Here is a 13,914-nt window from a genome sequence, read left to right as displayed (position 1 = left end):
ACGTTTGAATTGAAAATGAAACCCACTGCCGATTTCAAAGATCGTCTTCTCGCTTGCCTCGGTGGTCCTTGGCCGGAACCGCCGCCGCTGCAAGCCAAGGAGTTGTCGAGCGAACAGGTAGAGAGTGTTCGTCGCATCAAAATTTCGTATCAGACTGAACCGGGCGAGATCGTCTCGGCTTGGCTGCTGGTGCCGGATTCAGCCACCAAGGACAAACCAGCGCCGGGCATCTGCCTGTGGCATCAGCACAACGGCGCATGGCATTTTGGTGCGTCCGAACCCGCCGGTCTCGCGGGTTTGCCGATGCATCACACGGGACTGGCACTCGCCAAGGAAGGCTATGTTGTTGTTTGCCCCGATGCACTCGGGTTTGGCGAACGTGAAAAGGGCTACAAGAACAAAGGAGGCGCACTGGAGCGGTTCCTGTTCTTGAAATATGTCGTTGACGGCAAATGCCTGGCTTGGAAACATATTCTCGATATGCGCCGCGCGGTCGATCTAATTGCCTCCCGGCCTGAAGTCGACGCGAACAAACTCGGTTGCTATGGCCATTCGATGGGTTCGACGCACACCTGGCTGGTCGGCCCGTGGGAGCCGCGCCTGAAAGCACTCGTCGGCAACTGCTGCCTGCCGACCTACGCCGGCATTCATCGCACGCAAATCCTGCACTGTTTTCCGAACTTCATCCCCGGCCTCAATCAATTCGGCGACACCCCCGATATTGCCGCGCTAATCGCACCGCGCGCGCTGCATCTCAATCTGGGCGATCAAGACGGCGGTACGCCGATCGAAGAAGCCCGCGAAGGAATCGGCCGCATCGAAAAGGCGTACCAAGCCGCGCATGCCGAGAAGAACTTTTCCTCATTCATCGAACCCAACACCGGTCACGTTCTAAGTCCGGCGATGTGGGAGAAGGTGAAAGCGTTTTTCGCGCAGCACTTGGGGTAGTTGTCACCCCAACGACTTCCGCGCCTGTGCCACCACATCGCGCAAGCAACCCGCATCGAAGGGGCTGATCAAACCCGCGCCGCGGGACAGGGCTTGGAACGGCGCCTCGCCGCCGCGGCGGCAGAGGGCGTTGTAGTCCTTCATCGTCTGTGCGGCGTCTTGTTGCGAGCGCACCCAAAGTTGCAAGGCGCACGTCTGGGCCAGCGTGTAGTCGATGTAATAGAACGGATGCAAATAAATGTGCCGTTGGAACTGCCAGAATCCGCCGTCGCTGACGTGCGGCAGATCGCCGTAGTCGCGCCACGGCAGATAAAGGCGTTCCACTTCTTGCCACATCGCGTGGCGTTCGGCGGGAGTCGCGTCGGGCTTGGCGTAGACCAAGTGCTGAAAATGATCGACGGCTACGCCGTACGGCAGGAACAGCAAGCCCTGCGTCAGGTGAATGCGGCGAAAGCGATCGCCGCCGCCGTTGCTAGCGCCAAAAAATTTGTCCATGTGCGGCCAGGTGAGGAACTCAAGACCCATCGAGTGGATCTCGCACGATTCGTACGTCGGCCAGAGATAGTCGATGAGCGGTTGATTGCGACTGAGATAGCCTTGGTAGGCGTGTCCCACTTCGTGCGTGAAAACTTCCACGTCATGCTTCGTGCCGTTGAAGTTCGCGAAAATAAACGGCAAGCCGTACGAGGGAAACGACGTGCAAAAACCGCCCGGGCTTTTCCCTTCGCGATTCTTCAGGTCCGTCAGCCGAGCGTCGGTCATCAGGTGAAAAAAGTTGTCTAGTTCGGGATCCATCGCAGCGAACATTTCGTGCGCGCGCTCGACCATCCAGTCGTGATCACCTTGCGGCGCGGGATTTCCCTGGCGGTCGTGAATAGCGTCGTCCCAAAACATCAGCTTATCGACGCCGAGATCTTTGCCCTGCTTCTTTCGCAGCTCGATCGCCAGCGGCACGACGTGCTGACGGACTTCCTCGCGAAAGCGAGCGACGTCGGCTTCGTTGTAGTCGACACGTTTCATCCTCTGATAGCCAAGCTCAACGAAGTTGTTGAACTTCAGCGTGCGGGCCATTTCGTGTCGCAGCTTCACGAGATCGCCGAAGATGCGATCAAGCTGCGGGCGGTTCGTGGCGAACCATTGCCAGCGGGCGAGTTCGGCGGCGTGGCGTGTGTCGCGATCGGGATCCTCGCGATACTTCACAATCGCGCTGTGATTGAGCTGTTCGCCGCGGAAGGGAATCTTGGCGGCGGCCATCACTTCGCTGTACTCAGCCTGCAGCTTGGCTTCCTTCACCAAATGATCTTGGATCGCCGGTTCAAACGACATGACGTCGGCCGACCAGAGGGCAAAGACCTGCTCGCCGAATTTCTTCGCCAATTCTGCGCGATAGGGACTCGCCAGCAACAGCCGTTTAATACGAACGTCGAGATCGGTCAGCCGCGGCTGCAGTTCGTCGCAGTATTCGCGTTCCTTTTTGAACTGTTCATTGCCGGTGTCTTGATTGAAGCGGAGCGAAACGAGGGCGCCCCAGGTTTCGAGCCGGCGGCGAATTTGGTCCCACTGGTGAACGACTTCGCCGCACTGGGCCGCATCGCGGGCCGCGGCGAACGAACGTTCGAGATCGGCGTACTCGCGGGCGACTTCGGCGTATTGCGGGGTTTCAACGAAGATTTGATCGATGGTAACGGGCATGTCTAACTCTCTTGCGATGGGTTCAGCAGCCCGGCAATTATACAGTTGCTACAATGGCTGTGATGCCCCGCATTGTGACTCCCACCGATCCCGCGCTCGATCAACTGTGCGCGCAGCTGCGCGAACTGGCCAGTGAGCTCGATCAGCCAAACGCTTGGCCCGCGCGGCAACTGCAACTCTGCGCCGCGGCCGGTGTGCACGAGTGGTTCCTGCCGACCGCGGTCGGCGGTCAGGCGTGGAGCGAATCCGATCTGCTGCGCGGTTATTTGAAGTTAAGCGCCGCGTGCCTGACGACCGCGTTCATCCTGACGCAGCGAGTGGGTGCTTGCACGCGGATTGCTGCGAGCGGCAATCAACGAGCGATTGAAAAACTGTTGCCGCCGCTGCTGAGTGGTGAAATCTTCGCCACCGTCGGCATTTCGCATTTAACGACGAGCCGGCAACACGTTCAGCCCGTGCTGCAGGCGCACGAAACGTCGAGTGGGTTTGAATTGAATGGTTACTCGCCTTGGGTAACCGGCGCTGAACATGCGCAGGCGGTTGTCCTTGGCGCCACGTTTGAAGACGGCCGACAGATTCTCGTTGCATTGCCGACGAATTTGCCCGGTGTGCGAGTACCGCCCGCGCCGGAACTCGTTAGTTTGACTGCTAGTCGCACGGGGCCCGTCCAGTGCGATCAGGTCGAAGTCAGCCGCGACTGGCTCCTCGGCGGGCCGATCGAAAACGTGATGAAGCAAGGCCTAGGTGCGAAAACGGGAGGGCTGCAGACGTCGACGCTCGCCGCCGGGCTTGCTACCGCGGCACTCGATTATGTCGACGAGCAAGCGCAGCAGCGCGACGTTTTTCGTGAACCAGCAGCCGCGATGCGGAAAGAATTGAAGGAGCTTGTGGGCGATCTGCTCGCGCTGGCAGAAGGGAATCAACCTTGCGCTGCCGAAGATGCGCGCAGCCGGGCAAACAGTCTCGCGCTGCGCACGACGCAGGCCGCGCTCGTCGCTGCCAAAGGGGCAGGCTTTGTCGCGGGTCATCCGGCCGGTCGCTGGTGTCGCGAAGCCTTGTTCTTTCTCGTCTGGAGTTGTCCACCCGCGGTACTGAATGCCAACCTGTGCGAGTTCGCGGGGATTCAGTAAAAAATTACAAGTTCGTAGTTCGAAGTTTGCAGCTGGAGAAGGAAGTGAGCGAAGCAGAAAAAAAGGATCCGACCGTTGTAGTCTGGCATCCGCACAGTGTCAGCCGAGCCGAGCGTGAGAAGCTCAACGGCCATCGTGGTTGCGTCGTGTGGTTCACTGGATTGTCGGGTTGCGGCAAAAGCACCGTGGCCAACGAAGTCGACCGCCAGTTGCATCAGCGGGGCGTCCACAGCTTTCTGCTCGATGGCGACAACGTCCGGCATGGCTTGAATGCGGCGCCACAAATGCTGACTGCTTACGGCGAGGGATTTTCCAAACGCTTTGGCTTGACGTTTAGCCCTGAAGATCGCCAGGAAAATATTCGCCGCATCGGCGCGGTGACAGAACTTTTCACAGCCGCTGGTTTGATTACGCTCACAGCGTTTGTCAGTCCCTACCGGCAAGATCGCGATGCGGTGCGAAAGCTCGTTGAATCGCGTGGCGAGCATGGCGACTTCATCGAAGTGTTTGTGGATGCTCCGCTGGAAGTTTGCGAAGCTCGCGATCCTAAAGGTTTATACAAGAAAGCCCGCGCTGGCGAGCTGCCGAATTTCACTGGTATCAGCGATCCTTACGAAGCCCCCCTTAACCCCGATTTGCACCTATTTTCCGCCGAGAAAACGCCTGATGTGCTAGCAGCAGAAGTAGTGGCGTATTTGCGAAAAAGTGGGAAGTTTTGATGAAAACATATCCATGTTGCTTGACACCTTATTGAGCCCCCCTACAGTGAATGGCAACGGGAAGTCGGTTATACGCGCACCAGGCGGAGCGCGGCCGGAAATTGGATCGTGCCTCGCATCAGGACGCGTGGCCAAGGAGGAGATGAAATGCTTACGAACGCACTCGGGCGACAGCCTGCCGCCACGGAAGATGACTTAACCTTGGCCCGCGCCGCGCTTTCGCGCAGCAGCATCTATGTACTCCGCCGGTTGCAGCTCGATCGCGATGGCGAGTCGATCGTCATGCGAGGACGCGTCGATTCCTACTATCACAAGCAGCTCGCTCAAGAGTTGGTGAAGGCTGCCGCCGAAGGAATCGAAGTCGTCAACGCGCTGCAGGTCGTCTACACGCCGAAGCTCGACTACGTAGTGGAATCTCGCTAATTTCCTCGCCGCGAACCGGTCTGTGGCAATGCCTCGTGGAAGATTGGCAGTGGCCTGCCGCTGCCGTCACGACGGCGGTGTTTTTGCTCGCCGTGCTACCGCTCTGGGCCTGGCATGCGAGTCTGGGACTTGTGCTGGTGTTTGTGCAGCTTCCTGCTTACATGCTGCACCAATGGGAAGAACATCGCGGCGACCACTTTCGGTTGTATTTCAACCGCACCATCGGCGGCGGCCGTGAAGCTCTCACGCCGGCTGCAACTTTCTGGATCAACTCACTGGGCGTGTGGTGCGTCGATCTGCTCGCCCTCTATCTCGCCTGGATCTGGTTGCCAGCCGCGGGCATGCTCGCTGCCTATCTGACTCTCTTCAATGCGTTGGTTCACTTCGGCGCTGCGATCGCGCGACGAGAATACAATCCTGGTTTGTTCACGGCTGCCGTACTCTTCGTGCCGCTGGGTGGTTGGTGCGTCGTGGAACTGAATAAACAAGCCACGCTGCTCGATCATGCGGTTGCGCTGGGCGTCGCCATCGGTTTGCACGCGATCATCATTGCTTACATCGCCGCCCGGCTCAGCCGTTTGCGGCGCGGTGAATCAGCTTCGTAAGAAGCGAGTTCAGCTCATCTTCGCCGCGCGTAACCGCGAGAGCAATCTGCAGCGCAAGCAACGGTACATTGCCCAGCGTGGCTTGAGGAATCTTCACTAGATCCTTGTGCGTGCAAACGGCAGCAGCCGCGTTCTCGGCACGCAGCCAGATTTCCAGAGACGCGATGATCGCCGGCGAATAGGCCTGATGATCGGCCAGCGCGCGGAAAGCGGCGATTTGCAAACCGCATTGCCGGAGCGTGTGTTCAAAGCCGGCCGGATTGCCGATGCCGGCGAAGGCTGCGAGCCGTTGCCCCTGCCATTTGGCGAGTGGTTCGCTGTGGCCGGCGTGATCGAGGAGCGCCACAGGCTGATGGGCCAGCTCCAGCCAAATCGCTTGCGGCGCATACTTCGCAACGACTGCCCGCAGTTCTTCGCGCCGTTCCGCAGAGACCGCATCGGCCCGAGACAGCGCGACGACGTGCGCACGAGCGAGATTCGCAATGGGCTCGCGCAACAAACCGCGCGGCAGCAAACGGCCATAGCCGAAGGGTTCGAGTGCGTCGATCAGCACGATATCGAGATCGCGCGCAATCCGCCGATGCTGAAATGCATCGTCGAGCAACAATACTTGGGTCTGATGTTCGCGAATCGCCTGGCGAGCTGCGGCGACTCGATCGGGATTTTGCAATTGCGGCACGTCAGGCAGATTGGCGGCAATTTCGCGGGCTTCGTCGTTTGGCCCTTGCTTCTGGCCATAGCCGCGACTGATAAGCGTGACTTTCACGCCGCGCTGGCAGAACCATTTTGCCAGCCAGATGACCAACGGCGTTTTGCCGGTACCGCCGACCGTAAGATTGCCCACACTGATGACCGGAGCATCAACGCGTGTGATCGGCAGGCCGCCGTTGTCGTAGCGGCGATTCTTTCGCGCAACAACCGCGCCGTAAATTGGTTCAGCCGTCGCCAGCAAACTGCGCAGGGCGGCGGGTAGAAATCCCCGCCGCCGACCACTGACGATGTCGCGAAACGTTTCGGCCGAAACCAGCGCCATCGCTATTTCACAATGTCCAGCAGTTCCACTTCAAACTTCAGCAAGCTGGCCGGCGGAATGCGCTCATTGCCGTCATCGCCGTAGGCCAGGTCGCTGGGGATGTAGAGCTCCCATTTATCGCCAACCTTCATCAGTTGCAGCGCTTCGACCCAACCAGGGATGACTCGATTCGCCGGGAACTCTGACGGTAAACCGCGCTTGAGGCTGCTGTCGAACGTCTCACCATTCAACAGCTTGCCGGTGTAATGCACTTTGACCACGTCGGTCGCCTTGGGCGTTGCGCCGGTGCCGGCCTTCAGTACTTTGTATTGCAGCCCCGAAGCCGTTTGCTTTACGCCGGGTTTCTTGGCATTTTCGGCCAGGAACGCAGCACCTTCTTTTTTGGCCACTTCCATCGCGCGTTTATCGGCCTCGGCCCGCTTGGCTTGCAGGGCGGTGATGAATTTCTGCATCACGGCGCTCATTTGTTCGTCGGTCAGCTCTGGCTTGGTGCCCGACAAGCCGGCGCGAATGCCACGGCAGATGGCGTCGAGATCGATCGGGGCATCATCCGATTTCAGACGCTTGGCGAAATCGAGGCCGATCGCATAACTGGCCTGCTGTTCGAGTGTGCCCAGGCCAGCCGCGGGCGGAGCGGCAGCAGGAGCATTTCCCGCTGGAGCTGGAGGCCGAACGGCGGGAGGAGTTACCTGGGCTCCGGCGAACGAAACGCAAAGCATAGGAAGAAAGGCAGCCAGTAAAAAACGCTTACACATCGCGAGGAATCCTGCAGCAAACAAACAATAAACCAATCAATTCCGCAAACAGGATGATACCACAAGCCTCCGGGCCTGAGATTGGCGGCGACCTACCGCCGCAAGTCACCGAACCCGCAAGCCGCAAAAAGGGGTGAGAACAAATCTGTTTTTTCCGGAGTCCGCATGGTACGCTATTTACGCCATTTCAATCCCCCTGGAAGTACTCATACTCTCCCATGACATTTCTTCCCCAATCTGGTCCGAACAGCACGGGCCGGCGAGCGTTTACGCTCGTGGAACTGCTCGTGGTAATTGCCATCATCGGCGTGCTCGTGGCGCTGCTCTTGCCCGCAGTGCAGGCGGCCCGCGAGTCGGCGCGCCGCACGCAATGTGTGAATCACCTCAAGCAAATGGCGCTGGGGGTGCAAAACCATGAGAGCACGCACAGGATCCTGCCGTCGGCTGGTGGCTTGGCCTGGGATTATCACATGACCTACCTCCAGGGCATTCCGGCAGTCGCCCCGAAACAGCATGGCGGCTGGGGCTTTCAGTTGCTCCCTTACATTGAGCAGCAAGCCTTGTGGGAAGGGAATGGCCAAAGTGCGGACCTGGAAAAATCTGTCCAAGCCATCGGAGCGCCAATCAAGCTGTACTTTTGCCCTTCGCGTCGGCCACCAGAAGTGTTGTCGACGACTGATTGGTACAACTATTTGCCGGACGAGACCTCGGGTAACGCAGGACGTTCGACTCCGCACGCCAAAAATGACTACGCTGCGGCTTCGCTAGAAACGGGCAGCGGCGATGATCAATACGGCGTGGGGGCGATCACGCAGTTGTATCCGCGGCGGCTGGCCGACATCACCGATGGCACTAGCTCGACGATAGTCTTCAGCGAGAAGCGAATGAATGTGCAACTCCTCAAGCAATTTCAAGGCAATGACAACGAGGGTTACAGCAGCGGCTGGGATCACGATGTCATGCGTCAGGCCGATCGCGTTCCACTTCCCGACTTCCGGCATGTTTCCGATAACGGTGATCCCCGCTTCGGCTCGTCGCATCCGGGCGGAATCAATATCGCGCTGGTGGACGGCTCGGTTCGCTTGTTGCCCTATTCGGTCGACGCCACCATCTTTCGCAATCTAGGCCGCCGCGCCGATGGCGAACCTGTTAATTAGTAATCTCTCTCCCCGAAATCGTTTCCACCTCATGCGCTATCTGCCACTGTTGCTTTTGTTTGTTTTCGCAGGTTGCGGTTCGTCCGGCCCCGTGATGGTTGCCTGCGAGGGAACCTTGCTGCTGAATGGCAAACCGCTGGAAGTCGCCAAGCGTGAAATCGGCGTCGGACAGGTCTCGCTGGAATTCATCCCAGTCGAGAACACTCCAAACGCACAACCCTACGGCGCGCAGGTCGATGCCGCGGGGAAGTTCTCGTTGCCCGGCGGCGTAACACCGGGCAAGTACAAAGTTGTGGTTCGCCAGTGGGACCCGTATCCCCAGGTCGATAAGCTGCAAGGCAAATTCGACAAAGAGCACACGCCCCTCGTGCGCCAGATCGACGGCAAAAGCCCGATCAACATCGAGCTATCGAAGCCCGAATAGCCACGTCGAGCGTCTCGCTTACGCGGCCTTCTCCTGCTGGGTCGCGCTCAGCTTGTTGTAGAGCGTCTTCAAGCTAATGCCGAGCTCTTCTGCGGCCGCCGGCTTGTTTCCTTGATGCCGATCAAGCGCATCGAGGATGGCCTGGTTTTCCATTTCGCGAAGCGAGATGGGCGAAACAACTCGCAGCTTCGGCGTTGGTCCGCCGTTTTTGCGCGAGGCATTGAACCGCTGCGGCAAATGCTCGACCGAGATCGGCGGATGATCGCACAAGATCGTCGCGTGCTCGATCACGTTGGCTAGCTCGCGGACATTGCCCGGCCAGCCGTTCTTTTGCAGCAGTTCGACCGCTTCGGGCGTGAATAACTCATCGCCGGCCTTCAACGTCGGTCGAAAGCGGCGGAAAAGGTGCGCGGCAATCTCCGGCACGTCGTCGATTCGTTCGCGCAGCGGTGGGATGTGAACTTCGAACGTGTTGATGCGGTACATCAAGTCTTCGCGAAAGTCGCCGGACTCCACCATGTCGGGCAACTGCCGGTGCGTCGCGCAGACGACGCGCACATCGACCTCAAACGCTGTGTTGTCGCCGACGCGGCGGATTTCGCCGCTTTCGAGAACACGCAGCAACTTGGCTTGCATCGACTTGGGCAATTCGCCGATTTCGTCGAGAAAAATTGTCCCGCCGTGCGCCACTTCAAACAGCCCCGTGCGATGCTCATCGGCGCCGGTGAATGCGCCTTTGCGATGGCCGAAGAGTTCGCTTTCGATCAATGCTTCGGGCAAAGCGCCGCAGTTCACGGCTACGAACGGCGCATCAGCCCGCAGACTGTGCTGATGCACCGCGCGGGCGACGAGTTCCTTGCCGGTGCCTGTTTCGCCGAGGATCAGCACGGTGCTGGAGGTCGGCGCGACTTTTTCGATCAGCTTTTTCACGCGGGCCATCGACGGGCTATCGCCGACGAGCTCGGTCTTCCCTTGCACGCGTTCGAGCTGATGCTTGAGCGCCTTGCACTTGTTGACCCATTCCCGCTTGGTCGCGACGCGCAGCAGCAGCGTCTTCAGGTCGATCAGTTTGCACGGCTTGGTCAAATAATCGAACGCGCCGTAGCGGAGCGCATCGCGGGCCGTTTCAAACGTGGCTTTGCCGGTGAGCACAACCGCGTCGGTGTCCGGCGACAGCTCTTTGCATTTGCCGATGACTTGAATGCCGCTCATACCCGGCATGTCGAGGTCGACGATGATGCAATCGTAGGTGTTCAGTTCCAGCGCAGCGACCGCCGTTGGACCGTCGGGGCAGACCGTCACTTCGTGCCCCATGCGAGGCAGCTCGATGCTCATCAATTCTTGCAACGACAGTTCGTCGTCCGCGAACAGGATTTTTAACCTGCTATGCGGCCGCGAATCGTTTTTGCCCGAATCCGTTTTGTTCGACTCTTTCATGGTTGCTCTTACTCTCTATCGCTAATGGGAGGAGCACTCGCATCCGCGAGCCCTTCCCCGGACCGTCACTGGCAGGTTCGATCGCGCCGCCGTGCTCGCTCACGATTCGATACGTGATCGACAAACCAAGGCCCGTGCCCTGGCCATCGCGGCGACGCGTAAAAAATGGTTCGAATAAATGCTTGAGAACATCGGGCGACATGCCACAGCCGTTGTCGGTGACCAGCAGTTCGGCCTGATTGCCGCTGCGGCCCAGCTCGATGCGCACAGTGCCACCTTCATCGAGGCTATCGAGGCCGTTGGTGATCAAATTCAGCAGCACCTGCTTGATCTCCTGGCCGTTCACGCGCGAATGGATCGGCGTTTTGCGAACGAACTCGATGTGTTTCTGTTTGTATTTGCCCAGGTGCCGTACCATGTCGATCACACCCTCGGTCAATTCGCCGAGCTCGGTGTCGTGCTTTTCGGCGGGGCCGCGGCGCGAAAAATCGAGCAGCTGATCGGTGATCCCTTTGCAACGGAACGCTTCGTCCTGAATGCGGAGCAGATACTTACTGAGAATGGCGACTTCGCTGTTCTGTTCATCGCTCGGCTTGTTCGCATCGGCTTCGATGATGTCATGTACGCGCGACTCGAGCGATTCGGCCGCCATCGCGATGGCAGCCAGCGGATTGTTGATTTCGTGCGCGACGCCGGCCGCGAGAAAACCGACGCTGGCCATCTGTTCGCTGCGAACCACTTCGCGAGTTCGCTGCCGAACCTGTTCATCGAGATCGTGGCGAATCTCTTGAAAACGGGCCGTCATATCGTTCAGCGCGCTGGCGAGCTCGGTGAACTCATCGTGCGTCTTCAGATAGATCCGATGATCGAAATCGTCTTGCTGGGCGATTCGTCGCGAACCAGCGAGCAATACTTGCAGCGGCGCGACCACCCACACAAAAAACATCGCCAGCAGCGCAAAGAGCATGCCGATGGCGAGGATCAGCGTGACCCAGGAAGTGATGATCCAGGCCCGATAATCATCGCGCACGCTGCCGCCGAACTGCCGCATCCGCTGATGCAACTCGGCCGGAAGTTTGCCGGCCAGGTCGTACATTTCATCGACTGCGGTACCGATCGAATTGATCCGCACAGTGTCGATAATCCACGTAGTGTCGTCTTTGGCCAAAGCGAGCTGAGCCAACTTTTGCTCGAGCGTTTGCAGGATCTCTCGCTCTTTGCTCCGGTCGCCGAGGCGATCATTGCCTTCCACGTCGGTGGCCAGTTGCTTGCGATAACTGCGCAGCGCTTCTTGCACGGCCATATATTCGCCGCGGAATTCGTGGCGCAGCATGGCCACGTCAAAGCCTTCGTCCGGACCAGGTCCTAGCACAAGCTGGCCGACGGAGCGGGCTCGGCTGAGCGTGACGCGCATGTCGCCCAGGCCCTTCGAGAGCTCGCTGGCGACCGGCAATTCATTGGCGCGGACGCTCATCGTGCGCACGAGCGTGCGATACGAATAAGCTCCTTGAAAACCACTCACCGCGAGCACTACGACGATTGTCAGCAACAATCCGACGCAGAGAAGCAGTTTGGTTTGGATGGACCAGCGCCAATCGAGCGCAAATTTGGACAAGACGAACCTCCTTGTTCGTGCTTGGTGAAATACCGGCCCGCGGAGTCTAACGCGCCCATTGTAAAAATGACAATGTCGATGTGGACGGAAGATCGCTCCTCGCTGCTGGCAGTGCTGGCGTTCCCTGTAGCTGAATTCGCCAGAATTCAGAACTGGCGAGTTGAGCCCAGCGGTCTGAATTCTGGCGAATTCAGCTACTCCGCAATCGCAGTAGCCGCGCCCCGTGAACTACAATCGCTCACTTCTCCCCTCCCGGAAGGTTGTGCTCCATGGCCAAAGTCGAATCCCGCGCTAGCGACATGAATCCCGCCAAAACGCAAAAGCAGGCTGCCAAATCGCTGCACGAACCGGCGGATAACTCGCGCGGCCGAATCATGGCCCTCGCGGCGGCGCTGCTCGGCTGGATGTTCGATGGGGCCGAGATGGGGATCTTCAGCCTGGTAGGACGCGGGGCGATTCAGGACCTGCTGAAGACTCAAGACGAGGGCCTGGTCGGTCTGTGGTACACGGTGATCGTGGCCTCGTTTCTGGTCGGCGCTGCGACCGGCGGTGTTGTCTTCGGTTGGCTGGGCGACCGCATTGGTCGCGTGCGAGCGATGACCCTCAGTGTGCTCACGTACGCACTCTTCACGGGGCTCGGCGGGTTTGCTGCCGAAGCCTGGCAGGTGGGCGTGTTGCGTTTCATCGCGGCGCTCGGCATGGGTGGTGAATGGTCGCTCGGCGTGGCGCTGGTGATGGAAGTCTGGCCGAACAAGTCGCGAGCATTCATGGCTGGTTTGATCGGCGCGGCGGCGAATTTTGGCTACTTGCTGGTCGGCGCGCTGGGGCTGGTGATGCTGCAGACGCTGAGCACGCTGGATAACTTGATGCACAGCATCGGCGTTCCCAATGCGACGGCCGATTGGCTTATCGCTCACAAAGGCTGGCGACTGATGATGATTAGCGGCACGCTGCCAGCCGTGCTGACGTTTTTGATTCGTGTGTTTGTGCCCGAATCGGAAAAATGGGAGCACGAGCAGAAAAAGGGAACCACCAACCATTGGGCTTCGCAGGATCTGCTGGCCGTGCTCATCGGCCTGTCTGGCCCCGCGCTCATCGTTTATCTGTGGGCTGCCGACGCCACACGCTGGCCGGGGGCTGAAACCGATTTATTCCGCCACAGTTGGCCGCTGCGCGTCGCCGGTACGCTGGTCGGCTTGTCGATTGCTTTGGTCGGTTACACTTATCCGGTCATTCGTTACTTTCAGCGACAAGCTAGCGCCGGGGGACAAGTTCCCGCCTGGCGCGGCACGTTGTCGCGCATGTTGCTCGGCGCTTGCCTCAGCGGCGTGGCTCTGCTGGGCACCTGGGGTGCCACGCAATCGGCGCCGAGTTGGGTCGACAAGCTCAACGATGCCGAGTTCAAGCAGGCCCAGAACGAACTCATCGCCGCTGGCCAGAAAGAAGCCGCCACAAAATTGGTTCGGCCCGCGGCTCGCGAATGGACACTCATTTGGCTATCGGTCGGTGCGATCGTCGGCACCCTCGCCGCAGCCGCTGTTGGCGATTGGATTGGCCGTCGCCCGGCGTATTTCCTGCTTTGCCTGCTGTCGATGGTCACGGCCTGGGCGCTGTATCTGCTGAACGACCACTATGGGCCGGTGCTTCTCTTCTGGACTTTTATCGTCGGCGCCATGAGCGCTTCCTTCTACGGCTGGCTGCCGCTGTACTTGCCCGAGTTGTTCGGCACGAGCGTGCGCGCGACGGGGCAAGGATTCAGCTTCAACTTCGGCCGCATCCTCGCGGCGATCGGTGTGCTGCAGATGGGCAGCCTGCTGAAGATCTTCCACGAGCCCGTGGTGCTCGGCGGCCTGACGATTCCGGCCGGCTTTCCGCTCGCCTGCTCGGCAATCTGTCTCGTCTATCTGGTGGGCATGGTCATCATCTGGTTTGCCCCAGAGACCAAAGGCCAGCCGCTGCCAGACTAGGAAATTCGG

13 protein-coding genes are annotated in these 13,914 nt (G+C 59.3%); 8 read left to right on the top strand and 5 right to left on the bottom strand.

Annotated features, from left to right (window positions below; genetic code table 11):
• The first annotated feature begins 15 nt into the window (after window positions 1-15).
• Window positions 16-948 (top strand): dienelactone hydrolase family protein, encoded by a 933-nt coding sequence (locus tag M9Q49_RS02455; protein ID WP_254507061.1) that lies wholly within the window; start codon window positions 16-18, stop codon window positions 946-948.
• Window positions 949-951: 3 nt separating this feature from the next.
• Here the strand turns inward: M9Q49_RS02455 and M9Q49_RS02450 are convergent, their stop codons facing one another.
• Complete coding sequence (locus M9Q49_RS02450; RefSeq protein WP_254507060.1) at window positions 952-2,640, bottom strand: M3 family oligoendopeptidase; 1,689 nt, start codon at window positions 2,638-2,640, stop codon at window positions 952-954.
• 62 nt (window positions 2,641-2,702) lie between these two features.
• Between M9Q49_RS02450 and M9Q49_RS02445 the strand changes: the two genes are divergently transcribed.
• The 4 genes from M9Q49_RS02445 to M9Q49_RS02430 all read left to right on the top strand — a co-directional run bounded on the left by M9Q49_RS02445 (window position 2,703) and on the right by M9Q49_RS02430 (window position 5,517).
• Entirely contained in the window at window positions 2,703-3,770 is a 1,068-nt protein-coding gene (locus tag M9Q49_RS02445; protein ID WP_254507059.1) for an acyl-CoA dehydrogenase family protein, read from the top strand.
• A gap of 44 nt (window positions 3,771-3,814) precedes the next feature.
• On the top strand, window positions 3,815-4,489 hold the full coding sequence (gene cysC, locus M9Q49_RS02440) for an adenylyl-sulfate kinase (protein ID WP_254507058.1): 675 nt from the start codon (window positions 3,815-3,817) through the stop codon (window positions 4,487-4,489).
• Between the two features lie 147 nt (window positions 4,490-4,636).
• Entirely contained in the window at window positions 4,637-4,912 is a 276-nt protein-coding gene (locus tag M9Q49_RS02435) for a BON domain-containing protein (RefSeq protein ID WP_254507057.1), read from the top strand.
• A gap of 35 nt (window positions 4,913-4,947) precedes the next feature.
• Entirely contained in the window at window positions 4,948-5,517 is a 570-nt protein-coding gene (locus M9Q49_RS02430) for an HXXEE domain-containing protein (protein WP_254507056.1), read from the top strand.
• Here M9Q49_RS02430 and lpxK read toward each other — a convergent pair.
• Both lpxK and M9Q49_RS02420 read right to left on the bottom strand, forming a co-directional pair.
• The gene (gene lpxK / locus M9Q49_RS02425) at window positions 5,483-6,550 is read right to left on the bottom strand and encodes a tetraacyldisaccharide 4'-kinase (protein ID WP_254507055.1); all 1,068 of its coding nucleotides are present in this window, start codon (window positions 6,548-6,550) and stop codon (window positions 5,483-5,485) included. The two genes, M9Q49_RS02430 and lpxK, sit on opposite strands and share 35 nt — an antisense overlap.
• Before the next feature lie 2 nt (window positions 6,551-6,552).
• Window positions 6,553-7,305: an FKBP-type peptidyl-prolyl cis-trans isomerase N-terminal domain-containing protein gene (locus tag M9Q49_RS02420; protein WP_254507054.1), complete on the bottom strand. Its 753-nt coding sequence runs from the start codon at window positions 7,303-7,305 to the stop codon at window positions 6,553-6,555.
• Between the two features lie 218 nt (window positions 7,306-7,523).
• Between M9Q49_RS02420 and M9Q49_RS02415 the strand changes: the two genes are divergently transcribed.
• Together M9Q49_RS02415 and M9Q49_RS02410 are read left to right on the top strand one after the other, a co-directional pair.
• Entirely contained in the window at window positions 7,524-8,462 is a 939-nt protein-coding gene (locus M9Q49_RS02415) for a DUF1559 family PulG-like putative transporter (RefSeq protein WP_254507053.1), read from the top strand.
• A 31-nt stretch (window positions 8,463-8,493) separates the two neighbouring features.
• Window positions 8,494-8,886 carry a carboxypeptidase-like regulatory domain-containing protein gene (locus tag M9Q49_RS02410; protein WP_254507052.1) on the top strand — a complete coding sequence of 131 codons (393 nt, stop codon included), beginning with the start codon at window positions 8,494-8,496 and terminating at the stop codon, window positions 8,884-8,886.
• An 18-nt stretch (window positions 8,887-8,904) separates the two neighbouring features.
• Here the strand turns inward: M9Q49_RS02410 and M9Q49_RS02405 are convergent, their stop codons facing one another.
• Both M9Q49_RS02405 and M9Q49_RS02400 read right to left on the bottom strand, forming a co-directional pair.
• Complete coding sequence (locus M9Q49_RS02405) at window positions 8,905-10,323, bottom strand: sigma-54-dependent transcriptional regulator (protein WP_254507051.1); 1,419 nt, start codon at window positions 10,321-10,323, stop codon at window positions 8,905-8,907.
• Window positions 10,271-11,938, bottom strand: coding sequence for a sensor histidine kinase (locus M9Q49_RS02400; protein WP_254507050.1), 1,668 nt, complete (start codon window positions 11,936-11,938; stop codon window positions 10,271-10,273). The genes M9Q49_RS02405 and M9Q49_RS02400 overlap by 53 nt, the downstream gene beginning before the upstream one ends.
• 269 nt (window positions 11,939-12,207) lie before the next feature.
• On the opposite strand from M9Q49_RS02400, the gene M9Q49_RS02395 reads away from it, so the two are divergent.
• A complete protein-coding gene (locus M9Q49_RS02395; protein ID WP_254507049.1) occupies window positions 12,208-13,905 on the top strand; it encodes an MFS transporter in 1,698 nt (565 codons plus the stop codon).
• The last annotated feature ends 9 nt before the right edge of the window (window positions 13,906-13,914 follow it).

The sequence above is a fragment of the Anatilimnocola floriformis genome, from assembly GCF_024256385.1.
GTDB lineage: Bacteria > Planctomycetota > Planctomycetia > Pirellulales > Pirellulaceae > Anatilimnocola > Anatilimnocola floriformis.
This window is presented reverse-complemented; position numbering and strand designations above follow the sequence as displayed.

Coding starts and splice junctions, on each gene's coding strand:
- M9Q49_RS02455 (WP_254507061.1), top strand. CDS start 16: ATGAAACCCACTGCCGATTTCAAAGATCGTCTTCTCGCTTGCCTCGGT.
- M9Q49_RS02450 (WP_254507060.1), bottom strand. CDS start 2,640: ATGCCCGTTACCATCGATCAAATCTTCGTTGAAACCCCGCAATACGCC.
- M9Q49_RS02445 (WP_254507059.1), top strand. CDS start 2,703: ATGCCCCGCATTGTGACTCCCACCGATCCCGCGCTCGATCAACTGTGC.
- M9Q49_RS02435 (WP_254507057.1), top strand. CDS start 4,637: ATGCTTACGAACGCACTCGGGCGACAGCCTGCCGCCACGGAAGATGAC.
- lpxK (WP_254507055.1), bottom strand. CDS start 6,550: ATGGCGCTGGTTTCGGCCGAAACGTTTCGCGACATCGTCAGTGGTCGG.
- M9Q49_RS02420 (WP_254507054.1), bottom strand. CDS start 7,305: ATGTGTAAGCGTTTTTTACTGGCTGCCTTTCTTCCTATGCTTTGCGTT.
- M9Q49_RS02415 (WP_254507053.1), top strand. CDS start 7,524: ATGACATTTCTTCCCCAATCTGGTCCGAACAGCACGGGCCGGCGAGCG.
- M9Q49_RS02410 (WP_254507052.1), top strand. CDS start 8,494: ATGCGCTATCTGCCACTGTTGCTTTTGTTTGTTTTCGCAGGTTGCGGT.
- M9Q49_RS02405 (WP_254507051.1), bottom strand. CDS start 10,323: ATGAAAGAGTCGAACAAAACGGATTCGGGCAAAAACGATTCGCGGCCG.
- M9Q49_RS02395 (WP_254507049.1), top strand. CDS start 12,208: ATGGCCAAAGTCGAATCCCGCGCTAGCGACATGAATCCCGCCAAAACG.